Source organism: Paenibacillus sp. Z3-2, from assembly GCF_054161325.1.
Window position 1 is genome coordinate 440,450 of sequence record NZ_CP096397.1, and the last position, 26,322, is coordinate 466,771.

The 26,322-nt window shown below is 47.3% G+C and carries 28 protein-coding genes and 1 riboswitch; of the genes, 20 read left to right on the forward strand and 8 right to left on the reverse strand.

Annotated elements, in window-relative coordinates:
- Positions 1 to 90 precede the first annotated feature (90 nt).
- The gene (locus tag M1D71_RS02175; protein ID WP_458125053.1) at positions 91 to 690 is read left to right on the forward strand and encodes a TetR family transcriptional regulator; all 600 of its coding nucleotides are present in this window, start codon (positions 91 to 93) and stop codon (positions 688 to 690) included.
- Entirely contained in the window at positions 683 to 1,426 is a 744-nt protein-coding gene (gene nfsA, locus M1D71_RS02180; protein WP_458125054.1) for an oxygen-insensitive NADPH nitroreductase, read from the forward strand. Before M1D71_RS02175 ends, nfsA begins: the two co-directional genes overlap by 8 nt.
- Positions 1,427 to 1,547: 121 nt before the next feature.
- On the opposite strand, the gene M1D71_RS02185 is transcribed toward nfsA, so the two are convergent.
- From M1D71_RS02185 to M1D71_RS02205, 5 genes are all read right to left on the reverse strand, one after another.
- Complete coding sequence (locus M1D71_RS02185) at positions 1,548 to 2,354, reverse strand: TatD family hydrolase (RefSeq protein ID WP_458125055.1); 807 nt, start codon at positions 2,352 to 2,354, stop codon at positions 1,548 to 1,550.
- A 105-nt stretch (positions 2,355 to 2,459) separates the two neighbouring features.
- Positions 2,460 to 3,368 carry an ABC transporter ATP-binding protein gene (locus tag M1D71_RS02190; protein WP_458125056.1) on the reverse strand — a complete coding sequence of 303 codons (909 nt, stop codon included), beginning with the start codon at positions 3,366 to 3,368 and terminating at the stop codon, positions 2,460 to 2,462.
- 146 nt (positions 3,369 to 3,514) lie between these two features.
- The gene (locus M1D71_RS02195; RefSeq protein WP_264933521.1) at positions 3,515 to 4,273 is read right to left on the reverse strand and encodes an ABC transporter permease; all 759 of its coding nucleotides are present in this window, start codon (positions 4,271 to 4,273) and stop codon (positions 3,515 to 3,517) included.
- Positions 4,273 to 4,563, reverse strand: a complete 291-nt coding sequence (locus tag M1D71_RS02200; protein WP_105601532.1) for an MTH1187 family thiamine-binding protein — start codon at positions 4,561 to 4,563, stop codon at positions 4,273 to 4,275. The genes M1D71_RS02195 and M1D71_RS02200 overlap by 1 nt, the downstream gene beginning before the upstream one ends.
- A 224-nt stretch (positions 4,564 to 4,787) precedes the next feature.
- Positions 4,788 to 5,828 (reverse strand): ABC transporter substrate-binding protein, encoded by a 1,041-nt coding sequence (locus M1D71_RS02205; RefSeq protein WP_458125057.1) that lies wholly within the window; start codon positions 5,826 to 5,828, stop codon positions 4,788 to 4,790.
- Positions 5,829 to 6,036: 208 nt separating this feature from the next.
- Positions 6,037 to 6,149: riboswitch (TPP riboswitch) on the reverse strand.
- A gap of 361 nt (positions 6,150 to 6,510) precedes the next feature.
- Between M1D71_RS02205 and M1D71_RS02210 the strand changes: the two genes are divergently transcribed.
- Positions 6,511 to 7,911, forward strand: a complete 1,401-nt coding sequence (locus M1D71_RS02210) for a phospholipase D-like domain-containing protein (protein WP_458125058.1) — start codon at positions 6,511 to 6,513, stop codon at positions 7,909 to 7,911.
- A 156-nt stretch (positions 7,912 to 8,067) separates the two neighbouring features.
- Complete coding sequence (locus tag M1D71_RS02215) at positions 8,068 to 8,568, forward strand: hypothetical protein (RefSeq protein ID WP_458125059.1); 501 nt, start codon at positions 8,068 to 8,070, stop codon at positions 8,566 to 8,568.
- 182 nt (positions 8,569 to 8,750) lie between these two features.
- Here the strand turns inward: M1D71_RS02215 and M1D71_RS02220 are convergent, their stop codons facing one another.
- Positions 8,751 to 9,986, reverse strand: a complete 1,236-nt coding sequence (locus M1D71_RS02220; protein WP_458125060.1) for an MFS transporter — start codon at positions 9,984 to 9,986, stop codon at positions 8,751 to 8,753.
- 388 nt (positions 9,987 to 10,374) lie between these two features.
- On the opposite strand from M1D71_RS02220, the gene serS reads away from it, so the two are divergent.
- Positions 10,375 to 11,673, forward strand: a complete 1,299-nt coding sequence (gene serS, locus M1D71_RS02225) for a serine--tRNA ligase (RefSeq protein WP_458125061.1) — start codon at positions 10,375 to 10,377, stop codon at positions 11,671 to 11,673.
- A 64-nt stretch (positions 11,674 to 11,737) separates the two neighbouring features.
- Here serS and M1D71_RS02230 read toward each other — a convergent pair whose 3' ends face one another.
- Together M1D71_RS02230 and M1D71_RS02235 are read right to left on the reverse strand one after the other, a co-directional pair.
- On the reverse strand, positions 11,738 to 12,355 hold the full coding sequence (locus M1D71_RS02230) for a hypothetical protein (protein ID WP_458125062.1): 618 nt from the start codon (positions 12,353 to 12,355) through the stop codon (positions 11,738 to 11,740).
- A 16-nt stretch (positions 12,356 to 12,371) separates the two neighbouring features.
- The gene (locus tag M1D71_RS02235; RefSeq protein ID WP_458125063.1) at positions 12,372 to 12,575 is read right to left on the reverse strand and encodes a hypothetical protein; all 204 of its coding nucleotides are present in this window, start codon (positions 12,573 to 12,575) and stop codon (positions 12,372 to 12,374) included.
- 179 nt (positions 12,576 to 12,754) lie between these two features.
- Here M1D71_RS02235 and M1D71_RS02240 point away from each other — a divergent pair, with 179 nt between their 5' ends.
- The 15 genes from M1D71_RS02240 (at position 12,755) to M1D71_RS02310 (ending at position 26,232) form a co-directional block, all read left to right on the forward strand.
- Entirely contained in the window at positions 12,755 to 13,861 is a 1,107-nt protein-coding gene (locus M1D71_RS02240; protein ID WP_458125064.1) for an Ig-like domain-containing protein, read from the forward strand.
- A gap of 170 nt (positions 13,862 to 14,031) precedes the next feature.
- Positions 14,032 to 14,583 (forward strand): GrpB family protein, encoded by a 552-nt coding sequence (locus tag M1D71_RS02245; protein WP_458125065.1) that lies wholly within the window; start codon positions 14,032 to 14,034, stop codon positions 14,581 to 14,583.
- Positions 14,584 to 14,596: 13 nt separating this feature from the next.
- The gene (locus M1D71_RS02250; RefSeq protein ID WP_458127138.1) at positions 14,597 to 14,992 is read left to right on the forward strand and encodes a ribosomal maturation YjgA family protein; all 396 of its coding nucleotides are present in this window, start codon (positions 14,597 to 14,599) and stop codon (positions 14,990 to 14,992) included.
- A gap of 31 nt (positions 14,993 to 15,023) precedes the next feature.
- Positions 15,024 to 15,581 carry a GNAT family N-acetyltransferase gene (locus tag M1D71_RS02255; protein WP_458125066.1) on the forward strand — a complete coding sequence of 186 codons (558 nt, stop codon included), beginning with the start codon at positions 15,024 to 15,026 and terminating at the stop codon, positions 15,579 to 15,581.
- A gap of 51 nt (positions 15,582 to 15,632) precedes the next feature.
- A complete protein-coding gene (locus M1D71_RS02260; RefSeq protein WP_145325668.1) occupies positions 15,633 to 15,962 on the forward strand; it encodes a DUF952 domain-containing protein in 330 nt (109 codons plus the stop codon).
- Positions 15,963 to 16,033: 71 nt separating this feature from the next.
- On the forward strand, positions 16,034 to 16,624 hold the full coding sequence (locus M1D71_RS02265) for a DUF1572 family protein (protein WP_458125067.1): 591 nt from the start codon (positions 16,034 to 16,036) through the stop codon (positions 16,622 to 16,624).
- Entirely contained in the window at positions 16,621 to 17,214 is a 594-nt protein-coding gene (locus tag M1D71_RS02270; protein WP_458125068.1) for a histidine phosphatase family protein, read from the forward strand. Before M1D71_RS02265 ends, M1D71_RS02270 begins: the two co-directional genes overlap by 4 nt.
- Positions 17,215 to 18,048, forward strand: a complete 834-nt coding sequence (locus M1D71_RS02275) for a DUF2785 domain-containing protein (protein ID WP_458125069.1) — start codon at positions 17,215 to 17,217, stop codon at positions 18,046 to 18,048.
- Between the two features lie 42 nt (positions 18,049 to 18,090).
- Entirely contained in the window at positions 18,091 to 18,807 is a 717-nt protein-coding gene (pxpB, locus tag M1D71_RS02280) for a 5-oxoprolinase subunit PxpB (RefSeq protein ID WP_458125070.1), read from the forward strand.
- Positions 18,804 to 19,838 (forward strand): 5-oxoprolinase subunit C family protein, encoded by a 1,035-nt coding sequence (locus M1D71_RS02285; RefSeq protein ID WP_458125071.1) that lies wholly within the window; start codon positions 18,804 to 18,806, stop codon positions 19,836 to 19,838. The genes pxpB and M1D71_RS02285 overlap by 4 nt, the downstream gene beginning before the upstream one ends.
- On the forward strand, positions 19,835 to 20,608 hold the full coding sequence (locus M1D71_RS02290) for a LamB/YcsF family protein (protein WP_458125072.1): 774 nt from the start codon (positions 19,835 to 19,837) through the stop codon (positions 20,606 to 20,608). The genes M1D71_RS02285 and M1D71_RS02290 overlap by 4 nt, the downstream gene beginning before the upstream one ends.
- A gap of 86 nt (positions 20,609 to 20,694) precedes the next feature.
- Positions 20,695 to 21,153, forward strand: a complete 459-nt coding sequence (locus tag M1D71_RS02295) for an NUDIX domain-containing protein (RefSeq protein ID WP_458125073.1) — start codon at positions 20,695 to 20,697, stop codon at positions 21,151 to 21,153.
- A 670-nt stretch (positions 21,154 to 21,823) separates the two neighbouring features.
- Complete coding sequence (locus M1D71_RS02300; protein WP_458125074.1) at positions 21,824 to 22,240, forward strand: pyridoxamine 5'-phosphate oxidase family protein; 417 nt, start codon at positions 21,824 to 21,826, stop codon at positions 22,238 to 22,240.
- Between the two features lie 478 nt (positions 22,241 to 22,718).
- Complete coding sequence (locus M1D71_RS02305) at positions 22,719 to 24,962, forward strand: bifunctional 2',3'-cyclic-nucleotide 2'-phosphodiesterase/3'-nucleotidase (RefSeq protein ID WP_458125075.1); 2,244 nt, start codon at positions 22,719 to 22,721, stop codon at positions 24,960 to 24,962.
- Between the two features lie 214 nt (positions 24,963 to 25,176).
- The gene (locus M1D71_RS02310; RefSeq protein WP_458125076.1) at positions 25,177 to 26,232 is read left to right on the forward strand and encodes an EAL domain-containing protein; all 1,056 of its coding nucleotides are present in this window, start codon (positions 25,177 to 25,179) and stop codon (positions 26,230 to 26,232) included.
- Positions 26,233 to 26,322: the final 90 nt, after the last annotated feature.

Here is a 26,322-nt window from a genome sequence, read left to right on the forward strand (position 1 = left end):
TTGGTGTAATATAATAGACAGATACAGTACCTGACTACAGCCCTTGAGCTGGAGCGAATGAAATGAACGGACAAGAGGGAGCGGGACGGAATGACTGAACCGGAATTGGATATCAAAACGAGGATATTGCTTGCAGCCAAGAAGCTTTTTGCACAGCAGGGGTATGACGGGACGAGTGTTCGTCAAATCTGTGATGAGGCGGGTGCGAACGTGTCACTGGTCTCATACCATTTTGGCGGCAAAGAAAAGGTGTTCGAAGCCTTATTTGAGCATTTTTTCCCGGATCATATGATGAACTCGCTGGCGGAAGAGTCCATGTCCTCGCCTGTGGAAGGTATCCGACGAATTATTGGTGAAGTTGTGAAGTTCACGATGACGGATCGGGAGATGAGCGATATTGTGCAGCTAGAAATTACACTTCGTACACATCGCACAGCTACCGTATTTCGTTTCCTGGACCCCGTCTGGACCCGAGTGAGGGAGCTTCTGCAAGAAGGAAAGGACCAGGGATTGTTCCAGATCGAGTCCGTATCTTATGCGATGCTTCAGGTGATGGGTGTGGCTTTGGCACACAAACGGGCCAAGAACTCACGATTTGGCTTTGATTATCAAGACATGAATACAGAAGAGCTCGCTGAGCAGACGATTGAGTTCGTACTTCGAGGATTGGGAGTGAACAGCCATGAATGAAACCATTGAATTGATGATGAAACACCGCTCTGTACGCAAATTCAAGCCAGACCCGGTGAGTGATGAGCAGCTTGCAGCCATCGTAGCGGCGGGTCAGATGGCTTCCTCTTCAAGTAGTGTGCAAGCCTATACCGTGATTGCTGTGACTGACATAGAACAGAAATCCAAGCTTGCTGAATTGGCAGGCAATCAGGCCTACGTCAATGAATGTCCCGTGTTCCTCGTATGGTGTGCTGATCTATATCGACTGAGTGATGCTGCGAAACGTCATCTTCCTGAAAAGGAATCGTATGCCGATTCGACCGAGAATTTCATGGTAGCCACGATTGATGCTGCACTGGCTTCTCAGAACGCCGCTCTTGCAGCAGAGTCACTCGGATTCGGAATTGTATATATTGGCGGGCTTCGCACCCGGATTGAGGAAGTCGCTGAGCTGTTGGGATTACCGGAGGGGGTATATCCGGTGTATGGCATGTGTATTGGTGTTGCAGATCAGGAAACGGGAATTCGGCCACGTCTGCCACTGGATGCAGTCCTTCATCATAATCGTTATAATGCCGAGCAGACCCTGCAAGGTGTTGAGCGCTATGATGAGACAACGACGGCGTACATGAAAGAACGGACTAATGGTGAACGAACGACTCCGTGGTCCGAACTGATGGCGAAGCGCCTGACTGAGCCGACACGGTTGCAGGTGAGACCGTTCTTGGAAGGCAAAGGATTCTTGAAGCGTTAAGTTTGATATGTAGATTAGAAGTCAGTCGGGGCAAAGCCGACTGGCTTCTTTGTGCTGAGTTGTAATGTGTTGTGCTGTATTGGCAGGACGAGCGAGTGTACTTGCTGTTACCTGATTGTACTCAAGTTAAGCCGTAGAAACGCTTTGTGTTCTGATAAAAGAGACGAGCTGCCCGTTCCGTTCCCATGCCGGTGATCTCACTCCATGCCTGGATAACCTGTCTGGTCATGACCGGGTGTGTCATTCGTCCCTGAAACGGCCCTTCGAAGGGCCAAGGTCCGTCGGTCTCGGCCATGACTTGCTCCGATGGATATTGCCGGGCGAGTTCACGAATCTCTTCTTCGTAATGAATATCTGGCGTGAAAGAGATGAAATAGCCGTTGTCAGCCATGCGACGGATGGTTTCGTGAGATCCCTTGAACCAGTGGAAATGGGCGCGTCGGAACTGATATTTCTCCAGCAAATCACAGACGATATCCGCATCTTCGTATACCGCATGAAGGACAAGCGGTTTGTTGTGCTTTTTGCCGAGCTGGATGAAACGTTCAAGCAGTTCGATATACCCGCTCTGATCGAAGCGCTGCCCTGCATGCTCCGCTTCCTGACGGTTGTAATAGGGGAGCCCGACTTCTCCTATGGCTGTAGCTTGTCCAATATGCTTCTCGATCCATTGGAAGAACAGGTCCATTTCTGCAGCGGAAGGCAGTTCCTGTTCCGGATGGAAACCGAAGGCCGGATAGATGGTGCGGGGGTGTTGCTTTGCAAGCTCCAGATTGGCTTGGGCAGAAGCAAGATTCATGGATACCGCAATGACCGCTTCAACCTGCTGAGAAGGGAAAGTGAGCAGCATCTCACGTTGTTCGTCAGGGGTGTACTGATCCAAGTGAATATGAGCGTCAATCAATGGTGCGAAAGCTTGAGAATGCATGAGGGAATTCCTCCTTGTGTTCATATATATTTTAACGATGTTACGCAGAATTTCTCATGGCGGATCACCCATTAAAGGAAAATAATAACTTAAAAACCCGCGCTATCAAGATAGCCGGGCTTTCTGTTGTTCTTCTCTCATCCACTGTGCAATCTGCCGTTTACGTTCGAGGAATGCGGATTCTTCCGTAATTTCTTCTCGTCTTGGGCGATCAAAAGGAACATGCACCTCGTGCAACACCGTTGCAGGTCGGTTGGATAACACATAGACCCGATCCGCAAGCAGCAATGCTTCTTCGATATTGTGGGTGATGAACAGCACCGAGCGGCGGTTCTGTTCCCAGATATCGAGCAGCCAGCGCTGCATGTCGCTACGTGTCAGTGCATCCAGTGCGCTGAAAGGTTCGTCCAGCAGCATCAGTTCCTGCGGACTGAGCAGGGCGCGCAGAAATGCAGCACGCTGCTGCATTCCGCCCGACAGCATATGAGGATAGGCCTGCTCGAACCCGGCAAGACCCACGCTGCTTAACCACTTTCGAGCCTCTGCAAGTGCTTCGGCCCGAGGGGGAGCATGTGTGGCTACTTCACCAGCAAGCAGTACATTGTCTTCAATGGTACGCCAAGGGAAGAGGGCAGGCTGTTGTGGCATATAACTAATCTTGCCACGGTGTCCCGTTACCTTCTGACCGTTCATCAGCACTTGGCCTTCCTGTGGCTTCAGCAGACCGCCGATGATATGGAACAGGGTGCTTTTGCCACAGCCGGATGGCCCAACGATAGCGACAAACTCACCTTGCTCGACAGTCAGGGACAGCCCGTTCAGAACCGGTAGCCTGCTCCGCCGTTCGCGGAATGATGCATGAACGTCAATGACGTCCAGTGCAGGCGGAACCAGAGCATTAGCAGTATTGTCAGGTCGATCAGGGGTAGCCGGGTGAAGCTTTTCACCGTGCTTTGGCTCCATTGCGCGTGGTCCTCGTACAGGCTGGACTTGTTCGTCCTGTTGCCAATTCATATGGTCATCACTTCCTAATATACAGATTACATCTTCTTATTTAATTGTCATCACAGCTTCCCCTTGTGAGATGTGCATACGTGTTATTCACAACTACTATGGCATCATGCCACACTGTGTACTACTTGGTATATCCACACATTTTATTACCGCTTCTGTGGACGCCAGCGCACGAGCAGCTTCTCCAGTAGCGCAATGAGCAGGAAGAGCAGCAAGCTGAGCGCGACAATAATCATGATGGCCACGAATAGGCGATCTGTGCGATAAGCTGACTTTTGCAGCATCATATAATATCCAATGCCCTTGTCTGCACCAATCCATTCGGCGATGATGGCACCCATCACGCTATAGGTAGCGGCAATTTTGACACCGGAGAACACCGATGGCAGGGCATGGGGAAGCTCCAACTTCCAGAAGATCTGGTGACGTTTGGCACCAGCCATGCGCATATAGTTCATCATCGCGGCATCAGTACGGGTCAAGCCGTCCATGGCCGCCACCGCAACGGGAAAGAAGCAGACCAGGATGATCGTAATCAGCTTGGGCAGCAGCCCGAATCCGAACCAGATTAACAGGAGCGGCGCCAGCGCGATGGTCGGAATATTTTGACTAAGAATAAGTAAAGGATACAGGGCTGATTTGAGAAAAGGGACCAAATGGAGCACCATCGCAATCAGCAATCCGACCGCCGTGCCTGCCGCGAATCCGATCAGCGTTAACTGAATGGTTGCGGAGGCGTGCATGCCAAGTCGCTCGGCCTGGGATGCCGCTTCGCGGGCGATGTCGGACGGTGCCGGCAGCATCCATTTCTCGATATGGAACAGGGAAACGGCCCCCTGCCATATCGCTATAAAGAGAATAACCGCCACAAAGGGCGGCCATACGCTTTTGAAATAGGCGTGCATTAGCGATATTTCTCCGTCAGGGTATCCATGCTGAAGCCAGTAGGGCTATGGGCGATTTTGATCTGGGAGATGATGCTTGGGCTGCCAGCTTCCACGAGTACCTCATGCATCTTGCGGACAACCTCCAACAGTTCCTCCAGTTCCCCCTCCATGGTGGTGTCGAGCGGGTTCACCTGATACTTCAGGCCAGATTGTTGAATAACTTCAATGGCGCGATCTACGTAAGGATAAGAGTTCTCGCCATTTGGCGTTTTCGGAATAACTTGAATGCTAAGCAGTGTGCTTGCCATGAGAGATCACGGCTCCTTTCGAATGGGTGGTATAAGTCGAACATAGCGAATGTACACTTTACCACTCCGATTGCAGTACCCTCCTCCGATCGCTGTTATCCCCGGATTTCTTGATTCCTTTTCAATGGGGAAATCCCGGGATAAAGGCGAACACTTTGTTTCTTCAGATGGGTTCTGCACTCTTCGTTCTTGTGTACATAAAGGTCAACTTAACAGTTAGATTATTATTTGGGTAAAAACTCGTTCGTATATGCCTTGCTCACATCGATCTGTTCATCCAGCAGTTTTTTGCTAAACATCCAGTCGGTGTAGTTCTGCCATACTTCCTGTTTTTGTTCACCCCAACGCGGGGCGTCATCCGTGTACTTCGGACTAAGCCATTTCTGGCTTGCCAGTACCAATTCCTTGTCCAGATCCGGTACGGCCTTGATCAGAATGTTCGCTGCGTCTTCGGGATGATCAATCGCATATTGATACCCTTCGGAAGTGGCTTTCAGGAATGCTTTCACCAGATCAGGGTCATTCTGAATCGTCTGCTCGTTCGTTACGAGGACAGGCGTGTAGTAATCCAATGCTTCTGAATAATCCTTCACATATAACATGTCGATCGGTTCCCCGCGCAGTTCGGCTTCGATACCCGTCCAGGCGTAGAAAATCCACGCGAAATCAATGTCCCGTTTCACTGCGGTGAAAAAGTCGGCATCACCCATGTTAATATTTTTCACTTTGGATACATCGGCTCCGTCGCCTTCCATAATGGATTGCATCACGGCTTCTTCCACTGGGGAACCCCAACCGCCATAGGTTTTGCCTTCAAAGTCTTTCGGTGAATTAATATTCCGATCCGCCGGAGCAGCGAATCCGGATGTATTATGCTGAATAACTGCTGCGATGGAGATTAATGGAACACCCTGTGTGCGGGCTTGAGTTACACTCTCCTGATAGCTTACGCCAAAAGGCGCTTCATTGGAGGCAACCATTGTATCTGCGCCACCGGCACCTGGTTGTACAATCTCTACGTTCAAGCCCTCAGCCTTGTAAAAACCTTGATCTACAGCGGCATACAGGCCGGTATGATTCGTATTCGGTGTCCAGTCGAGCACCACTTTAATATCTTTCAGGGCGGCAGTGTCACCTTCGTTGCTGCTTTCCGTATTCGTGTTGCCGTTCTGCCCTGCTGGGGCAGCTTCTTTGCCGCCACATGCGGCTACAGTCACCATAAGCACACATAAGAGCAACAATCCCATTGTTTTACGCCATTTCATCTGTGGTTCTCTCCTTCGGTATGTCCGGCCGAGTGGCACGGGGTACTCCTTGGCTTCATATCCAATCATCTTGCATAAATCGACAGATTTATACCAGTTGAGATCTGGATGACGTTATTTTTTATTCAAAAAGAACGTCAAAAAAGCGCCCCGTAATCCGGGACGCGTGCAGGCGTTAGAGAGGTGGCGTTCAGCCATAGGGCTGTGCCAATTCGATATACTCCGATTCCTACGCTGGCATGATCCAGATCAGGTCTAAGGGTTAGTATCTTGGTGGGATACACTCTCAGCCGGCCAATTCCGACTCCCCTGGGAAACTATGAAGTTACGGGCATTACTAGGGTAATTATAGGCCAGCAGGTGGAACGTGTCCAGTCAGGAACTGGATGGGGGCACGTATGAATTAATCAAAGAGGCCATTATACATGCGTATAACGACCTCTCTAGATGTGTGATTTTTATCAATTATCGTGGCGAATTATAAAAGGAAAGCTGACTGAGTGCAAAAGCATCGGATTTCGGGTCATAGCCTACCTGTTTCTGAGTCGCTCCGAGCTGAGCTTTTGATCGTTTGACCTTGACCGGAGTCGCTTGATTAATTAAACAACATAATTTAGATACAGAAGGAGATAGTACTGCTATACAAATAATTACTTTTTACATAAAAATGGGGGCGTACTGAATGATCTTTAAAACCATATTCGCAATTATTCTGTCCTATTGTGTATACGTTTTTTTCACAGCTTACCTTTTATTTTTGGTTCTGTCTCCATCTACTATTGAAAATACGGATATGCAAAAATCGTTAACAGCAGGAAGTACGACAGATCGCGTATTGCTCTTGGAGGACGGCTTTCAATCCGGTCAGGTGAGAATCCAGACCATTCGAGAGGCGAAAACAAGCATCGACCTGGCTTATTACTCCATCCAAAAAGGAAAAACATCTCAACTCTTTTTTGCTGCTTTATTCGATGCAGCTGATCGGGGTGTTCATGTTCGAATCATTTTAGACGGGATTTTTCACAACATGCGCGGAGAATTGCGTGATATTCCAGATGCCATTGCAGCTCACCCCAATGTGGAGTTAAGGTATTATGAACCACTCCACATAGTTATGCCATGGACATGGCATAACCGTCTGCATGACAAAATCCTTCTTGTCGACAACACATATGGCATCATTGGCGGCCAAAATATTGGTGATAGATACATGGCATTGCAACCCCAAAAAGACTATGTATTCGATCGGGATGTCCTTGTTTACAATCCAAACCATAATACGAACACCACGGTTGTTGAAATGAAAAAATATATAGATCGGTTATGGAACCATCCATTCACCAAACCAGAAAAACATGCAAAACGTCAGCATCATGCAAAGGGGTTAAAAGAGCTGGCTCGGCTGGCTCAGTTATATAAAAAAGCTCGGGCTCAGAGCGATCCTTTTGTTAAAGTGTTGCCGAAGGAATGGGCTCAAGGAGCTCTTCATTCCGACCACGTCGCTTTCATTCACAATCCAATCCAAAGGCTGTATAAAGACCCGACCATGTGGAGAGCATTTGTTCATTTCGCCAATCAAGCAAAGTCGAAAGTGTACCTTCAGACGCCATATGCCATTCCTACCAAGAAAATGAAGAAAGCAGTACATCTGTCGATGAATCCAAAAGCAGAATGGGTCATGCTAACCAATTCAATCCAGCAGACCCCTAACCCTTTGGCTTTCGCGGGATACTTAAGCTCTAAGAAACGGTTGCTTGATACCAGTCTGGCCATTTATGAATACCAAGGCCCTTATTCCATACACGGCAAATCATTTGTTATGGATGGTTACCTCAGCATGGTTGGTTCGTATAATCTTGATCCCAGATCCGCCTTTCTAAATACCGAATCTGCTGTGGTCATTTCTGGTTCTGCATTCGCCAACGAACTAACAGAGGCTATGGATATCAAACGTGCACATAGTACGCGTGTGAATAAAGGTGAGCATCCAGCAGAATCTACGAATCAGAAAGGCTCTGTTTTCAAACGAATGGCAATCACAGCTTTATCCAAACTGTCTTTTCTCTGGAAATTTCTGTTGTAGGAAAGAACCCCATCTTTTGAATTGAGTACCTGCAAGTCATCACACGGGAGATATAATTTCATTGGAGTACCCGTCTAATTGTTCACGGAATGTTCACTTATGTGGAGGGGTTCGTCATCTCTATAATTGTCAAAGTAAACAGAGAGGATGAGAGAAGTGCCAACAAGCAAGAAGGAACAAATTATTTTTGGATTAATGATGTGTACAGGGATGGTCGTCGTCATGATGTTCTTCAATCTATGGCACAGTGGGTTACTCGGTAAGATGTCCCCGCTTGAGATACTGCTTCAATTCATATTATGTTTTGTGATCGCGTTCCTGGTGGAGTCTTTCATAGTTGGACCTATAGCGAAAAAGATTGCTTTTTCCTTGCCCTTTGACAAGTCCAACAAGATTTTGGGTGTGCTTGCCATGTCATTATTCATGGTGATTGGCATGGTTCTGATCATGTCCTTGTATGGAATGATGTCGGCATATCTGGCGGATCAATTAAATGGGGCATCCGTACTTCGTACGTACCTTCATACAATCGCTCGTAACTTCAGCCTTGCTCTTCCATATCAATTGATCATTTTGGGACCTCTCGTACGATATGTATTCGGTAAATTCATCAAGGATAATGGGCCTGTAATGCCTGTTGTTAACAAAAGTGTGTGATGCAGCTGTGCCCAAAGTATTTCCTGGGCAATCTTGTGCAACGCAATAATTCGAGGTTATAGTGTGCTAGTCTCGTTAGAACAGAATAACACTACAAAAAAGATGTCCGCCATCAGTTTATGAAGGTGGACATCTTGATATATTTAATAGTTAATTTTCAGGAAAGGATAAACACATAACTGTTAAGTCGCAGAATCCACTATATGTTTGTTCTGCCATTGATACGTGATCACGCTAATGACAAGCAGGCCAACCGCAAAGATGGCAAGCATCCATGCAGATTGATTAACCTCCAAATGATCAAGACTCCATCCCGTGGTCAAAGGCAGAATAGCACCGCCGACCCCACCTGAGGCAATCAAGATACTGGGTGTGGATTCTTCTGTTCCAGGCAGCAGTTTACTGGCGAAGACAAGGGCAATGGAGAATATCCCTGACATCGCAAGTCCAAGCAGTAAGATAATAAGAAATGCAGACCAGATTTGGTTTGTATATGGGAATACCATTAACAAGAGAACAGAAGCGAGACAACTATACAGGACATAGACGCGGTATTGGAATTTCTCTGCGATATATCCGGCGAAGAGTCGTCCGACAGACATGGCAATCCAGAAACAAGTGACGCTAAGCGCTGCTCCGGCTTCCTTCATGTTCATTTTCTCAATCAGGATCGCTGGCATGAAGTTCGCAAGACTCATCTCCGTGCCAACATACAGGAAGAAGAACAGGACGAATAGTACCAGAAGAGTCAGGTTACGGCCACGATAGGTTGAACCGGGTGTGCTGGCAACTGCGGAATGCAGTTCACCTGATGTCCCGGCAGTGTGAGTATGTCCCGAAGCATTCACTGGCTTCCTTCGATCCAATACTTGATCCAGTTCACCGAATGATCCCTTCACCCAGAAAACAAAGGTCAGCGCTGCACAGATCGCAACAACCAGAAAAGAGAGGCGCCAGTATCCGGCAGCAATCAGACCGCTGGCAATGAGCGGCATGACCATCGCCCCGATCCCGAATAACACTTCAAGTCGGCTCATGGCAACGGCCGTATTGTCTTTGATTGCAGCGATGATAATGGTGCCAATGACAGCTTCAATCATCCCGAATCCGAAGCCGGCCGCGGGTGCGATGACGAACATCCAGCCCCATGGTGGCAGCAGCATGTAGGCTAATTCCGCGATACAGAGCAGTGCTGTGGCGATTAACAGACCTCCGCGTTTACCGAAGCGTCGGTTCAGCCATGGAGATAACAATACGCCGCCCAGGAATCCGGCAAATTGAGCGAAGATCAGCGTCCCGCCCTGGCTGTAATCTTTGCCGTAATGTTCAAGTGCAACCGGTAGAATGGAACCGAGCACAACATGGGCAAGTCCAATAAGGAAATAGGATAGACATCCGATCCAAAGTAATTTTTTCATAAAGAACTCCTTCTACTTATATACATAAATTGAGGATCACAATAAAGCGCAATCTAGGAGACAAAGTCTATCATAACAGGACATGTTAAGTTGTGCCATGAATTCCTGATAGATACAGAAGTTTGCAATTTGGTCCAGCGTTCGTATATACTGAGACACAACAATTACAGATCGGAACATGCCGTTGAAGAGCATCCAACTCGGAGGCGTTTTCGCCAGGGGAGCGATATTTCCCCAAGTTAACCGGAACCGCCCGTTATCGCGGACCAAGAGGCTGGAAGCAGGATATCCTGATTCAGCAAGTTGGGTGGCACCGCGAGCAGAGCGCTCCTCGTCCCAAGGGATGAGGGCGCTCTTTGTATTTTTACAGCCAAAGGAGACGGTGACCATGTTAGAAATGAAGTGGATTCGGGCACATGCAGAAGAGGTTCAGGCGGCTGCAGACGGGAAGAAAATCAAGATCAGCATTCGTACATTGCTGGAGCGGGATGAGGAACGCAGAGCACTTTTACAGGAATCGGAAGAAGGTCGCAGGTTGCGTAATACGCTATCCGCGGATATTGGGAGGCTTATGCAGGCTGGTAAGCGGGAGCAGGCTGAGGGTTTGCGGACGCAGGTGAAGCAGCTCAATGAACAGTTGGAACAGGTAGAAGCGAGGCTGGCCCCTGTGCAGGAGGAAGTAACCAAGCTGCAATGGCTGGTGCCCAATATCGTATCCCCGGATACCCCCAATGGCTCGTCGGATGCGGATAATGTAGAGCTGCGACGTGTGGGAGAGTTACCAGCGTTCGAGTACGCTACCAAAGATCACGTGGAACTTGGGGAGTTGCATAATCTGATCGATATTCCCCGTGGAGTGAAGATTGGCGGGACGCGAAGCTATGTATTGAAAGGCGCTGGCCTACTGTTGCATCGGGCTGTGCAGCAACTTGCGCTTGATTTGCTGCTGAAGCACGGGTTTACACCAATGGAGGTTCCCCTGATGGTCAGGGAGGATGCGCTGGTGAACACCGGATTCTTCCCAACCGGTCGAGATCAAGTCTACGAACTCGAAGGGGAGAACAAGTGGCTGGTGGGAACTTCTGAAGTGCCGCTGGTCTCGTATTATGCGGATGAGATTGTCGATGTTCAAGAGCCGGTGAAGCTGGCCGCGGTATCGACGTGTTTCCGCAGTGAGGTTGGCTCCGGCGGACGTGATGTACGCGGATTGTATCGTGTCCACCAGTTTGCCAAAGTCGAGCAGGTCATTCTCTGTGCCCCTGATGCAGAAGAATCGGAGCGCATGTTGCAAGAGATTACGGGACACGCCGAGGAATTGCTGCAATTACTTGAACTGCCTTATCGTGTTGTGGCCGTGTGTACCGGGGATATGTCGCAGAAGACGTACAAACAGTACGACATCGAGACCTGGATGCCAAGCCGCGGTGCATATGGAGAAACCCATTCGTCGTCGAATCTGCATGATTTTCAGGCTCGTCGTTCGAATATTCGTTGCGTGGATGCCGAAGGCAAGTTGGCGTATTGTCACACGCTGAATAATACGGCGGTGGCGTCGCCACGTATCCTGATTCCGTTGCTTGAGAATCATCAGCAGGAGGATGGAAGCATTCGCATTCCGGAAGCCCTGCGGCCCTATATGGGCGGTGCCGAGAGCTTGATTTTGCCAGAGCAGGATGAAGTGAAGTAGAGAGGTTAGGTAACGCCTATGGAAGTGAAGAATCAGAAAAGGAACCCCTTGACCGGGGTTCCTTCTAATTAAACATATGATCTGTTACCCACTGGTACTCTTGTTCAAGTCGAGCTGCCAATTTGGGATCTTCCTCGGCTGTAACTTTTCTCATGTATGTTAAATCAATCGTATCAAATTGACTGTAAATCAGGTAACGTGCCCATTCCAAGCTTCGGGCATCTGTCCAGTACTCGGAGGCTCTCAATCGATCCAAAATAAGGTCGTCTATTCCAATTACGTAGCAGTAGCCTTCAGGTGTTAATAATTTGATAATCTTGTCTTTTGAACCTTCCAGTGTATCAGAAGGTATTTCGATAGGGATGTCCATTTCGGAGACATAATAATGTCTTCCTTCGCGGACGAAACCCAGATGATCAAATAAACTTCGGGCTAAATCATCTCTGATCATGACCAGATCAACATCAGCTGTCTTGTAACTTCCAGAAGTGTATAGTTCAACAGCGTGTCCCCCAACAATAATGGCTGGATCTGCATCTAATTCATCAAGAATAGGAGTAATAATACCCATAACATAGAACTCTTTTAAATCACTTTTGGTCACATCAGCTGCAAGTTCCTTCAATTTTCGTTTAGCCCATTTAATTCTTTTCTGCATTTCTGGTGTTTGAATACGTTCCATGGTTCACCTATATTCTTTAACGCAGCTTCCATTCACGCTCGTTAATGATTTCAATTTTTCCAGATTCAAGGGCTTTTTTGAAACGATTGCGGGCTGTTTTCATCAGTAGAACCATTTCGTCTTCAGGACGAATCTTAGTGGATGTCGAAGTGACGATAGCTTTCATACGTTTACGGTTATTTTTAGGTGAAACCATATCAAGCAAATTCCTTTCGATCATACATATCCCACCCCCATCTTTTAGGTTTATTAAAACAGTATTACGCGACCTTCCCATATTATACAATGGAAATCATGAATTGTTCCAAGACTCTCAATTTGTTATTCAACTTTATGCAATTCGTATCCGATATAATATAATAGAAGTAAAATATTGGATTATGGGAGATGGAGATAAAAATGAGTAGAATCAAACTGGCTCTTCGAGGCACGCTTGCTCTAATAATCGCGTTAGCCGTAATGGTTCCTTCGTTAGCCTTGGCGGCAACGGGTGATGTGACATCGATTGAAATAACCAATAGCAGCCCGCAGAAGTTGAGTGTATCCGAGACAGCTACGCTTCAAGTAATGGCAACCGTAGAAGGTTTTGATAACAAACAGGATGTTACCGAAGGTGTCACATGGTCCACCAGCAATGCAGCAGTTGCAACGATGGTGAAAGGTAAGGTTAAGGCTGTGGCCGCGGGCGAAGCAACCATTTTTGCACAGGTAGACGGGGCAAAAGCCCAGTTGGTTGTCCAGGTGCAGGAGAAGATCAAAAGCATCAAAGCTTCACCGAAATCTTATAGTTTTGTTAAAGGTAGCGAAAGCACTCTTCCCAAAGTAAGCATTGTCCGTGCGAACGGTAAGGAAGAGGATGTGACGTCTGAGATTGTGTGGTCGGTATCAAGTAACTCGGCTGTGTTGGAAAATGGGAAAATTAAAGGCAACACACCAGGCAGAGTATTGCTGCAAGGCAAATACGGGTCAACTATCGTGAAAGTTCCCGTTGCCGTAACGGATGTGATCACCAAAGTAGAGGTTACCCCTGCAACTATGCAGCTGAATATTAAGAAGTCCAAAGCGTTGAAGGTCATCGGGACCTACGCGAATGGCAAAACGATCAACCTTTCGAAACAGGTCATATGGACCTCTTCCAACACCAATGTAGCGATCGTGAAAAATGGAGCCGTTAAGACGCTGACCGAAGGACAAGCGACCTTGACAGGAACTTATCAAAATCAGACAATAAAGGCAGAGGTTACCGTTGTGCCTTTGCTCAAAAAGTTGATTACAGGCCAGAAAAAATTGGTCTTGTCCCCGCAGGGAAGTACAACGCTGAGTGTGATGGCCCAGTATGATACGGGCAAGACCACTGTTGTGACCAACAGTGCGGTGTGGAGTAGCACGAAGCCTGGCGTAGCCACAGTAACGAATGGCAAGATTGTCGCTGTAGGCAAAGGTAAAACGTCCATAACGGCCAAATGGGGCAACAAAAAAGTGACGATCCCTGTTACGGTAAAATAAATCTTCATCTTCATACTAATGAAGCATTTTGCATTAATCCGAAGATAAATTCAGTGCATGACACTGTTAAAATCATCAATATCATCAAGGTTACAGACAACTAGGGGCGTAGACATACGCTCCTTTTTGGATATATAGAAATCCAACGAAATCAAGGAGTGAGCTTGGGAATGACAGATCCATTACAACCGGAAAACTGGCCTGCCTGGGCTACAGAGCCGGTAGAAATTGCTCCGGCTAACCCCAATTGGAGTGTGCAGGCTCGGGAAGAAATTCGGCAACTCCAATACCTTTTACAGCAGTTTAATATTCATCGATTCGAACATATCGGAAGTACATCTATTCCAGGGTTACCCGCCAAGCCCATTATTGATCTGATGGCAGAGGTACAGTCATGGGATGACATGGATCTGATTGCGGATCAGCTGAATCCGGTAGGCTGGAACTATGTTCCGCCTGAACTGGATGGCCGGGAATACAGAAGATTCTGGGTCAGGGTTAAGGATGGGAAGAGAGCTTTACACCTTCATCTGATGCGCCCGGGAGAGGAACGTTGGGATCGCCAAATCAGGTTTCGGGATGTGCTGAGAAAACGCCCAGATCTGGTGGAAGCTTACGCTGTCCTGAAGGCGAAGCTGGCTGACGAGAACAAGGAAGACAGGGAATCGTATACCGCTGCCAAAACGCAGTTTATTTTACAAGTGCTTGATGAAGGCGTGTGATCGATTGAAAAGCGTGCCTATCAAAGACAGGCTGATCTATTTTTTTGCCGTCATGATAACCATGGCGGCAGGACTCGCATCCAGACACTTCGGTGAACGATTGCCGGGTTGGGTACATGCACATTTCGGAGATGCATTATGGGCAGGCATGATCTATTTCGGAGTACGCATGATGTGGCCTCGTCGCAGCTTGGTATGGGCGATGTGTTTTAGCTGTGTGTTTAGCTGGCTCATTGAGTTCTCACAGTTGATTCAGACACCTTGGCTAATTGAGATACGTTCAACCGTATGGGGTGCTCTTGTTTTGGGACATGGGTTCCTGGTGATCGATCTGATTCGGTATACAGTCGGTATTCTGTGCATGGTTGTGATAGACCGTTATTTTCTGAGAAATAAGATGGCGGGATGATGAACTGAAGTGAATCAGGGAGGTGCTCTGAGTGAATATAGAAAAACTTTTTGCTGAATTGCCCCAATTTGAAACCCAGCGGTTAAGACTGAGGCGCCTTACGATGGATGATCTCGAAGATTATTATGCGTTCGCCTCTGATCCGCGAGTGAGTCAGCAAAGCTTGTGGAACTGCCATGAGACGATGGAGGATTCGATACAATATATTCAGCGGGTAATGGATAATTATGAACGGAAAACGGTACATATCTGGGCTTTTGTCCTGAAGGAAACAGGAACGTTGATCGGGAGAGGTGGTATTTTTCATCTCAACGAATCCATGCAGAGTGCTGAAGTGGGGTACGCCATAGCCAGTGATCACTGGGGCAAGGGCCTCGCAGCTGAAGCGATGCAACCCATCGTGGATTATTGCTTTCAGGAACTGGACTGCAATCGTCTGGAGGGGAAATGCAATGCAGGCAATGTGGGCTCCGAACGTGTAATGGAGAAGCTGGGCATGTCGTACGAAGGTTTGCTACGCAAACAGTTGAAGATCAAAGGTGTATTTACAGATCAAAAAGTGTACTCCCGTATCCGGGATGATCTATAATACTCCCAATGATGCATAGAGCACATCGCAGAAATTGAAGGAGGCGGAACCATGATCTACAGTATTATTTCCCGTTCTTTGTGGGAGCAAGTATCAAAGGGAAGTGAGTATGCACCAGATAGCCTGGAGACGGACGGATTCATTCATTGTTCCACCAAGGAACAGATTCCATGGGTAGCCGGGCAATATTATGCAGGTCGCACAGATCTGTTATTGCTCAGTATTGATGAGAAGGCGTTAAAGCCGGAACTGGTATATGAGGATCTCTACGAATTGAATGAACTCTATCCACATATCTATGGAGAGCTCAATCTGGATGCGGTGCGTAAAGTCATTCCATTTGAACCGAATGCAGACGGTACGTTCTCATTCCCGGAATAAAGTAACATGTAACGTGTATCTGTCTGAACGTGATCAGGGGTCATCATACTTTTCCGAAGGGTGGTTAACGGATGGATATGAATCAGGTTTTTCTGGAGACAGCCGAGAAACAATTTTTGTATTACAAGCAGCTCGGAGAAAAAGCCATGGCACAACTGGAGCCCGAGCAGTTGTTTCAATCCTGGAATGAAGACGCGAACAGCATTGCTGTTATCGTAAAACATTTATGGGGCAATATGCTGTCCCGTTGGACAGATGTACTGACAACAGATGGAGAGAAACCGTGGCGCGAACGAGATGCCGAATTCGTGAATGATATCTCAACCCGTGAAGAGTTGCTCGTCAAATGGGAGGAAGGCTGGAATTGTCTACTCGAAGCCCTTCGTTCGTTTACCCCGGAACAATTGTCTCACATCATATACATTCGCAATGAAGGACACACCGTCATGGAAGCTATTATTCGGCAATTGGCACATTATCCGTATCATGTAGGACAGATTGTATTTGCCGCGAAAATGCTTAAAGAAACAGCGTGGGACAGTCTCTCGATTCCGAGAAACGAGTCTGCTCAATATAATGGTGGCAAATTTGCCAAACCGAAGGCACGAAAACATTTTACAGAAGATGAACTTCATATAGAAAAAGGTGAGGAACAACCATGACCCAAATCGCATTGATTCGCCATGGAAGCACAGCGTGGAATAAGGAAAAACGTTCTCAGGGACAGACGGATAATCCGCTGGATCAGGATGGAAGGGAACAGGCAGTATTACTTGCTGCGAGACTGGCCGAGGAATCCTGGGATGCCATCTATGCAAGTGACTTGGAGCGTGCAAGTGAGACGGCTCGCATCATCGGTGACCGCCTGGGCATTCAGGAGATACATCTGGACCCTAGGCTTCGTGAAATGGGCGGAGGACAGGTCGAAGGAACGACGGAAGCGGAACGCATAGCCAAGTGGGGAGTGGACTGGAGTACCCTGGATCTCGGACGGGAGCTTGCGGATGCAGGAACTGTTCGAGGCAGTGCGGTGCTTGAGGATATTGTACAGCAGCACCCCGATGGAAGAGTGATCGTTGTCAGTCACGGAGCTGTCCTGCGGAATACACTGCGAGGTCTGGTGCCTGAACTGGATATCAGCGTGAAGCTGTCCAACACATCCATTACCCGGATCGCCAAGAAAGAGAATGTCTGGCAATGCGAATTGTACAATTGCAGCATGCACTTGGATTCGTCTGGGGAGTCACGATAGATGAATGCTCTGACATTAAAGCAAAAATTACAACATATCCAGTCGGCTAATCTATCCATTGATTACGTGGAACAGCCTTACGAATTGGCGCTGCATATGATGAATCATATTGGCAGTCCCGACCCTGTTCTGCGAGATGAATTGATCTATGTTACGTTTGCGACCTGGATTAGGCAGGGTGTATTTTCGCAAGACCAACTTCGGCATATATTACAGTTGGCGCTGGACGATCAGCACCTTTTCTATGGAATCGGTGAGCAGGGAACGGACAGTGTATTTACGCGGACGTTCTCCGTGTTGTTACTGCCTCCAATTCTGAATGTAGATCGTCAGCGACCTTTCCTGAACAAGGAGGATATCGCGGGTATTCATCATCGGTTGACTACATATCTGGAACGTGAAAAAGATGTTCGCGGCTACGTCGATGATAAGGGTTGGGCGCATGCTCCAGCACACGCGGCGGATGCAGTTGAAGATCTGGCACAATCGCCATATCTGGAGCGAACGGATCTGCTGGAACTTCTGCATGCACTCGCTGTAAAAATAACGGAATCCAGTGTGGTTTACATCCATGATGAGGATCAGCGAATAGCGCATGCTGTAATTACCATTCTTCGTCGCAATCTGTTGGAGCAAAAGGATATTACGGTGTGGATCGATTCCCTTCATCCAGGAGATAAGGCAGAGAACAGATCACTTCTGGAAAGCAGTCAGATGAGACTGAATGTGCGTCTGTTTTTGCAGACACTCTATTTTGCGATCCGGACGGAAGTAGCTGAGCCGTTTCCAGCAGTTCGGTCTATGATATTGCAGGTATTAGAAAGAGAGAAGTAACGGGATATTAGATATGTGAATGTGGGAAAAGGGGGAGATGACGTGACCAAACAGCCGTATTCATGGACGAAGGAGATGCTATCTCCGCTGGGTGAAACAGCCGTTATTATCGATTGCGGGGATGACTTGTCTGAAGTCGTACACCGCAGGGTGATGTCCATATGTGCTTTGTTGGAAAAGTCCACGTTGCCTGCCATGATCGAATGGGTACCTTCATACACGTCCGTCACGCTGTTCTATGATCCGTTCATCTCCTCTTACCCTCAGTTATGCCAGATTCTACTTCAACAGTTGAATCAAATGAAGGAATCCGTACAAGACAAACCCAGAACGGTCACAATTCCCGTATGTTACGGTGGCGACTGGGGGCCTGATCTGGACTATGTTGCTATTAAACATGGACTGACCCCAGAGGAAGTTATTGCGATACATACAGCCGGGGACTATCTCGTACACATGATTGGATTCGCACCGGGTTTTCCTTATCTCGGCGGGTTATCTGAACGGATTGCTACGCCCAGACGAGCAACGCCAAGGCTCCGGGTTGAGGCTGGTACAGTAGGTATTGGTGGCAAGCAGACGGGAATCTATCCGGTAGACACACCTGGAGGCTGGCAATGTATCGGACGAACGCCGCTCCGGTTGTTTCGTCCGGATGAGCATGTGCCGAGTTTGCTGGCAGCAGGTGATCGGGTTCGATTTGAACAGATTACGATGCAGGAGTACCTGGAGCTAAAGTGGAAGGAGGGCGAAGGATGAGTATTGAAGTGATCCGAGCTGGTCTGTTATCTACCGTTCAGGATGAAGGCAGAACCGGCTATCGCCGGTATGGTATTCATCCTGTCGGGGTCATGGACACCTTTGCGGCCAGAGCGGCTAATATGCTTGTTGGTAATTCCCGTCATGCAGCGGTACTTGAGATGACGATGAGGGGGCCAGAGCTTCGGTTCCAGGAGAGCCAGCTTGTCTCATTATGTGGAGCCGATCTGACGGCAACCGTGGATCATCTGCCTATACCGTTATGGCGTCCTGTGCTGCTGCGTGCAGGAAGTTTACTAAAGTTTGGCCAATGTCGTCATGGCTTGCGCGGTTATCTGGCGATTGCGGGTGGAATAGCTGTACCTGAAGTCATGGGTAGTCGAAGTACAGATCTCAAGACAGGTCTTGGCGGTGTGGAGGGGCGAGCTTTGCACGTGGGGGATCTGTTGTCTACGGGGGAACCTTCTGTTGAAGCGCGAGTATGGATGGAGCGGATGGAGAAGCAGGTAAAGGAGAATGAACGGGACCACCGAATATTGGCGCCTGCGTGGTTCTTGTCTAAGTGGGAAAGACCTGACTATGATGGCAGATCTGTTATTCGCGTAATGCAGAGCAAGGACAGTTTGCTGTTCAGCCAAGAAAGTCTGGAGCAATTCTATGGCGAAAAATATGTGATTTCTCCGCAATCGGATCGGATGGGCTATCGATTGCAAGGGTCAAGGCTGGTGCTGGATCAACCGTTGGATCGGTTGTCTGAAGCTGTTACCTATGGCACGGTGCAGGTGCCGCCGGATGGGCAGCCCATCATCTTGATGGCAGACCATCAGACGATTGGAGGTTATCCTGTGATTGCACAGGTAACCCGGGTAGATATGCCAATTTTGGCTCAGGCCAAGCCAGGCTCCCGAATTTCTTTTAAACAGATTACGCATGATCAAGCCCGGCAGTTGTACATGGAAGAGGAATGCAACATGCAGCTCATCGACAAGCTGATACGAAGAAGAATGGCAGAAATGGAGGGCACTCAATGAATACCTCGAATACCTTGGATATCAATTGTGATCTGGGCGAAAGTTATGGTATATATCGCACTCTATCGGATGAGGCCATTCTACCCTTGATTACGTCAGCTAATATTGCCTGCGGTTTTCATGCAGGGGACCCAGCTACGATGCGACTGACCGTGGAGAGAGCGCTGGAGCATCAGGTTGTGATTGGAGCCCATCCCGGCTTGCCGGATCTTCAAGGGTTTGGCAGGAGACGAATGGAGATTACGCCGCAGGAAGCATATGATATGGTGGTATATCAGATCGGTGCGCTGGATGCCTTTGTCCGTGCAAGTGGGGGGCACATGCATCACGTGAAACCGCACGGTGCCTTGTACAATATGGCCGCAGAAGATGCGAAGCTTGCTGAAGCCATCGCGGAGGCGATCTATCAAGTGCAGCCCGAACTGTATCTGTATGGTCTGGCGGGCAGTGAGCTGATTAACGCTGCGGATCGCATCGGTCTGCGCAGTGTGAGCGAGGTGTTTGCGGATCGAACCTATGGGACGGATGGGAAGTTAACTCCTCGCAGCCAAGCCGGAGCCCTCATTGAAGATTCGGGACAAGCGATTGCTCAAGTGCTTCGGATGGCGAAAGAGGGAGTGGTTGTATCCACGGATGGTACGCGGATTCCCATTAAGGCAGAGACTGTCTGTATCCACGGTGACGGAGCGAATGCTCTGGCATTTGCGCAAGAGATTCGTCGGGTACTGGAATCGGAAGGAATTAAGCTCTCCGCGCAAACAGCTGGATGATATGTCTGTTCAGCAGAACAACAGTTTACAGATTGTTTTGTTAAATTGATATGTGAAACTTGGAATGACAAGGAGTGAAGAACAGAATGAAACCCATACGCAACTCGGCAAAGGCCGTCATTGTGCAGGATGCACGATTGCTGGTCATCCGGCTGGAAGACCAATATGGTACCGCTTATGTGTTCCCAGGTGGGGGACAGGAGAAGGGTGAAGAACTCAAGGATGCGGTCGCGCGCGAATGTCTGGAGGAGATTGGTCAGGCTGTGAACGTGGGAGAACTGTTACATATCCGTGAGTATATCGGAAAAAACCATGAATTCGCCGAGTGGGATGCAGATATCCACCAGGTTGAATTTTATTTTGCGTGCAGCCTGAAGGATCCGGAGGCAACTATTTTTGAAGGCTCCAATCCTGACGACTACCAAGTCGCCGTGGAATGGATTGCACTTGAAGATCTGTCCCAGATTCGTTTATATCCTAAAACGATTGGCGAGTTGCTACTTACATCGGGCTCTTCCTCAATCTATCTTGGAGATCTGAATTAAATCAGCCAAGAAGAAATATCGTGCTAACCCCTTTATGTAAACATTTTTATAAATAGCTTTTCCAATTTTGTCACGTTTGCGTATCGGTTCATGGATTCACCATAGGTGAGGTGGGTACACTATAAGTACAGGCTTATTACAAAAGCATTTGCATAATTAAAATCGACTTGCTCTCTGATTATCTTGTTAATTGAAGAAGGTCCTTTTGATTTTGCAAAAAGCTAATAGAACAATCTAATTAGCAAGTATTGAAGTTGTAATAATTTATACACCACCCTTGATTGGAAGAACTGTAGACGTAGTGGAGGGGATGGAATCGATTCTGGAGAGCGAAGCGTTCGCTTGTGTCCTAGATTTCACTTATATATCTTTTGGAATTAAACATTTACACGATAACGGAGAGGACAGAAGAAACCTGAAAAAGCGAAGCGTTCGCCTTTATCACCGGATTTTTCCCTTGAGAAAGGGAATCAAAAAAATCTGGGGATAACAGCGATTGGAAGGTTGTTCTGTCATCGCAGTGTCAGTGTAAAGCGTCTTTAATCCAATATATACGAGGCAAAGATCAGGACCATTGCTAGACAACAGCGATTCAAAGAACGATCCGTACCCGGAACGGCCGCCTACACAGTCCTTCCAACATTCCCTCAAACCGAAAGGAGCACTTCCCATGAATCAGACTGAATTGGAACAAAACATTGTAAAAGCATTGGAAAACAACCCTTTTTGCAGCTTCTCCACTGTGGAGAACGGTAAACCAAAATCCCGTTATATGGCGCTTTTTAACGATGGACTGAACATTCATTTGGCAACGAACCGCCGCACACACAAAGTCGAAGAGCTGGAGAATAATCCGAATGTTAGCCTTCTGCTCGGTTATGAGGCTGGTGGCTCCAAGGAAGTAGTTGAGATCGAAGGAACCTGTGAAGTGACGAAGAATGAAAGCTTGCGTGAGCAGGTATGGAACGACGAACTGAAGGCATGGTTCGATGGACCTAACGATCCGAACTATGTCATTCTGGACATCACACCAGCTCGTATTGAATACACAGGGAAAGACCACGAGCACCACGTATGGGAACAATAATTCGAATATGAAAATAACCTCTGCACTTAGCTTCCGTATGCGGAAATACACGCAGAGTTCAATCCAACCGTGAAAGCCATGTAGGCTTCACGGTTTTTGGTGTGGATGAATAATGATGAAATGGATATCAATGTAAGGCGTATGTAATATACGTATTTTGAAACAAATAAGCACTGTATACCTACTAAAATATTGAAAAAAATGTCGAAATAACGCATGATAATGTAAACTCGGCTTGGTATGTGCGGGTAATGTAAAAAATAATGCTTTCCAATGGCTGAACATTGCGTTATGATTTGGAATGTAAACGACAAGCACAGACATAAATAGATGTTCATGTGAGATAAACTTACCTGAAATTCCGATGCATGTCATCAGAGCGTCAGTACGCACAACCCATGAAATCTATCTCTTTTCTGCGCCTGTTCGTTTGCCTATTAGATGCATGATTCAATGTACATAACCGGGAGGGGTTATTTTGAAAACGAGTAAAAAAGTATTATCAAGCCTGACTGCCGCTTTGGTTGCATTAAACGTGCTTGCGGTATTTCCGGTACCTGTATCGGCTGCGGATGCTGCCAAGGTTAAACTGCGGATCATGGAAACAACAGACATTCATGACAATCTGGTTAACTATGACTACTATTCCGACAAAGAGACAGACCAGTATGGACTCGCCAAAACAGCTACACTGATCAAGAAAGCACGTGACGAAGCCAAGAACAGCCTGCTGTTCGATAATGGTGATCTGATTCAGGGTAACCCGCTGGGAGACTATGTTGCGAAGATTGATCCATTGAAAAAGGGTGAGACTCACCCTGTATATAAAGCGATGAATCTGCTCGATTATGATGCAGGTAACATCGGTAACCATGAATTCAACTATGGTCTGGACTTCCTGGACATGACGCTGGAGGGAGCGAACTTCCCTTACATTAATGCTAATGTCTATGTAGACGATGGTGATGATGATGAGACGAATGACAAGAACTATTTCACACCATATGAGATTTTGGACAAAAAAGTAACGGATGAGACTGGCAAGGAACATACGATCAAAGTGGGTGTGATCGGATTCGTGCCGCCACAAATCATGCAGTGGGACAGCGCTAATCTTGAAGGCAAAGTAATCGCCAAAGATATTATCGCTACTGCGAAAAAATTCATTCCTGAGATGAAAGCAAAAGGTGCAGACATTATTGTAGCTATTCCTCACTCCGGATTTGAGGAAATTCCTCAAACGGATCTGATGGAGAACTCCGTATTGTATCTGAGCCAAGTTGAAGGCATTAATGCCATTCTGTTTGGACATGCCCACAAAGTGTTCCCAAGTGCTGATTTTGCCGGCAAAAAAGGGGTAGACCTGGAGAAGGGCACCATTAATGGCGTTCCTGCTGTAGAGCCAGGTTTCTGGGGTGATCACCTTGGAATTATCGATCTCGATCTGGAGTTGGTAGATGGCAAATGGAAAGTGGTTGATTCCAAAACGGAAGCACGCCCAATCTATGACACAGCCAACAAAAAGCCACTGGTAGAAGCGGATCAGGACATCATTGATGCAGTTCATGAAGAGCATGAAGGTACATTGGAGTATGTACGTGGTCCGGTGGGCGAAACGACTGCACCAATCAACAGCTTCTTCGCGCTGGTTCAGGATGATCCATCCATTCAGATCGTAACGAATGCACAGAAATGGTATGTTGAAAAACATATGCAAGGTACGGAATATGAGAAAATTCCTGTATTATCCGCAGGTGCTCCATTCAAAGCGGGTGGACGTTCAGGTGCTTCGTATTACACGAATATTCCTACAGGAACCATTGCGATCAAAAACGTAGCGGACCTGTACGTGTATCCAAATACGGTACATGCTGTAATGGTTAACGGCGCAGAACTGAAAGAATGGCTGGAATGGTCTGCAGGCCAATTCAATCAGATCGACCCGGCCAAAGGTGGACAACAACAACTGATCAACAATGATTTCCCAACGTACAACTTCGATGTTATCGATGGCGTAACGTATCAGATTGATGTAACCCAACCAGCCAAATATGATAGCAAAGCTGTGATTGTTAATGCATCCGCTAGCCGGATTAAGGATCTGAGCTTTAACGGCAAACCGGTTGACCCAGCACAAAAATTCATTGTAGCGACGAATAACTACCGTGCTTCTTCGTCCAAGTTGGCTAACCCGGACGGCAAACGAATCGTTCTGGCTGCACCAGATGAGAACCGTCAAGTGATCATCGACTACATCCGTGAAAATAAAACGATTAATCCAGCAGCGGACGGCAACTGGTCCCTGGCACCAATCAAACCATCTGCTGGTGTAACTGCAGCGGCCCTGAACGATCTTGAAGTTGTGTTTGCTTCTTCACCGGATGCGAAGGATCTGGTTGAAGCGAATCCAGCGATGTCGTTCATCGGTATGAACAAGGAAGGATTTGCGGAGTATGGCTTGAAATTGACAGGTGAAGCAACGACAACACCTGAAACTGGTACGGAGCCAGCTCCAACGCCTAAACCAACGCCAACGCCTAAGCCACAACCTGAGAAACCGGCAACCAACAACAAGGTTGTATATGTAGTGAAAAAAGGAGATAACCTGTACCGCATCGGTTTGAAATATGGTGTGGACTGGCGTAAGCTTGCGACAGCTAACCAAATCTCAAATGTGCACAACTTGAAAGTTGGACAGAAAATCGTGATTCCCGCTTCTTAAGATTAATAAGCGGTGAGGAAGAGACCGACAGTCATCAGACTGTCGGTCTTTTTTTCTGCAAATTTGAATATATTTGTTCCAATAACCGTCATACAGGAAGTCATCAAATAGTAGAGATTAATTTCAAGACCCATGATATAATATTTACAAACTTTGGGTATATACAAGTAAACATTAATGGACATGGAATCATAAATTGGCAAGGGGGTCCTACATGAATTGCAGTGGCTGCAGTCCAATCTATCCTATAGAGGGTCAAGGTACCTTGTACCTGCGTCCCAATTCCCCTGCTTTGCTGGAAGCGCTGCAAACGCCGGGAAGACCTATCGAAACGTCGGATGACATGATGTGGATGCATTTCTCGAATCTTGAGGCGGTTCAGAGCTTGATAGAGGAGATCGTGCAAATGGAGCCAACGTTAACTCACTCCCTAACCGTTCAGATTATGCCTTTATACGAAAAGGCCAGCAATGAAAGCTGGATCAGTCTATGTATGCAGCAATCTCGTTTCAAACATGCCGATCTGGTTACCATTATTTTGGAGCACGAATTCAGCAGTCATATGCAGCCCATCGTTGATGCATCGGAGCAAATTATTGGGTATGAGTTTTTACTTCGTCCGTCTGATCATGGAAAATCCTTCAGTTCCTATGAATTATTTGAAGTTGCGCGAGCGACCGGGTTACATTCTTTTCTGGATCGAACTGCGCGTATTACTGCTATAGAGACCAGTGCCCTATTTTTGCCGCCTGGTGTTAAACGCTTCGTGAATTTCCTGCCTTCCTCCATATATAACCCCGAATATTGTCTGACACATACGTTTGAAGCGATTGAACGTCTTTCGCTTGACCCTAAAGATTTTGTGTTTGAAGTCGTGGAAACAGAGCAGATTCAGCATATGTCCATCCTGCAGCATATCTTTGAGGTGTATCGATCCCATGGAATGTCCGTTGCACTGGATGATGTGGGTGCTGGATATTCGACAATAGAGTTGATGAATCGGTTAGAACCGGATTTTGTCAAAATAGATCGAAGTCTTATTGACCGTTGTGATCAGGATTCGACCAAACAACAGAAGATTCTTCATATTGTTGAGATGTCGAGTCGATTTGGAGGTCAAGTACTTGCAGAGGGGATCGAGCGAATGGAAGAGTTTGAATTCTGCCGTTCTATAGGTATTGAGCTTGCACAAGGCTACTATTTCGGTAAACCTTCGGCACAACCCCCAGATGGCCCGTATTCTAACACTCTGTCTAGTTTTATTGAATAAAAACAGCAACCTTACATTGTACAAGTCACTTCTGATCAGAAGTGGCTTGTTTGGTGTGCCTGCACTTTTTCTCTCAAATAAATACTCTCC

Coding starts and splice junctions, on each gene's coding strand:
- M1D71_RS02285 (WP_458125071.1), top strand. CDS start 18,804: ATGAGTATTGAAGTGATCCGAGCTGGTCTGTTATCTACCGTTCAGGAT.
- M1D71_RS02260 (WP_145325668.1), top strand. CDS start 15,633: ATGATCTACAGTATTATTTCCCGTTCTTTGTGGGAGCAAGTATCAAAG.
- M1D71_RS02265 (WP_458125067.1), top strand. CDS start 16,034: ATGGATATGAATCAGGTTTTTCTGGAGACAGCCGAGAAACAATTTTTG.
- M1D71_RS02185 (WP_458125055.1), bottom strand. CDS start 2,354: ATGCATTCTCAAGCTTTCGCACCATTGATTGACGCTCATATTCACTTG.
- M1D71_RS02310 (WP_458125076.1), top strand. CDS start 25,177: ATGAATTGCAGTGGCTGCAGTCCAATCTATCCTATAGAGGGTCAAGGT.
- M1D71_RS02245 (WP_458125065.1), top strand. CDS start 14,032: ATGACAGATCCATTACAACCGGAAAACTGGCCTGCCTGGGCTACAGAG.
- M1D71_RS02295 (WP_458125073.1), top strand. CDS start 20,695: ATGAAACCCATACGCAACTCGGCAAAGGCCGTCATTGTGCAGGATGCA.
- M1D71_RS02175 (WP_458125053.1), top strand. CDS start 91: ATGACTGAACCGGAATTGGATATCAAAACGAGGATATTGCTTGCAGCC.
- M1D71_RS02235 (WP_458125063.1), bottom strand. CDS start 12,575: ATGATCGAAAGGAATTTGCTTGATATGGTTTCACCTAAAAATAACCGT.
- M1D71_RS02210 (WP_458125058.1), top strand. CDS start 6,511: ATGATCTTTAAAACCATATTCGCAATTATTCTGTCCTATTGTGTATAC.
- M1D71_RS02195 (WP_264933521.1), bottom strand. CDS start 4,273: ATGCACGCCTATTTCAAAAGCGTATGGCCGCCCTTTGTGGCGGTTATT.
- serS (WP_458125061.1), top strand. CDS start 10,375: ATGTTAGAAATGAAGTGGATTCGGGCACATGCAGAAGAGGTTCAGGCG.
- M1D71_RS02190 (WP_458125056.1), bottom strand. CDS start 3,368: ATGAATTGGCAACAGGACGAACAAGTCCAGCCTGTACGAGGACCACGC.
- nfsA (WP_458125054.1), top strand. CDS start 683: ATGAATGAAACCATTGAATTGATGATGAAACACCGCTCTGTACGCAAA.
- M1D71_RS02275 (WP_458125069.1), top strand. CDS start 17,215: ATGAATGCTCTGACATTAAAGCAAAAATTACAACATATCCAGTCGGCT.
- M1D71_RS02200 (WP_105601532.1), bottom strand. CDS start 4,563: ATGGCAAGCACACTGCTTAGCATTCAAGTTATTCCGAAAACGCCAAAT.
- M1D71_RS02240 (WP_458125064.1), top strand. CDS start 12,755: ATGAGTAGAATCAAACTGGCTCTTCGAGGCACGCTTGCTCTAATAATC.
- M1D71_RS02290 (WP_458125072.1), top strand. CDS start 19,835: ATGAATACCTCGAATACCTTGGATATCAATTGTGATCTGGGCGAAAGT.
- M1D71_RS02220 (WP_458125060.1), bottom strand. CDS start 9,986: ATGAAAAAATTACTTTGGATCGGATGTCTATCCTATTTCCTTATTGGA.
- M1D71_RS02300 (WP_458125074.1), top strand. CDS start 21,824: ATGAATCAGACTGAATTGGAACAAAACATTGTAAAAGCATTGGAAAAC.
- M1D71_RS02205 (WP_458125057.1), bottom strand. CDS start 5,828: ATGAAATGGCGTAAAACAATGGGATTGTTGCTCTTATGTGTGCTTATG.
- M1D71_RS02230 (WP_458125062.1), bottom strand. CDS start 12,355: ATGGAACGTATTCAAACACCAGAAATGCAGAAAAGAATTAAATGGGCT.
- M1D71_RS02270 (WP_458125068.1), top strand. CDS start 16,621: ATGACCCAAATCGCATTGATTCGCCATGGAAGCACAGCGTGGAATAAG.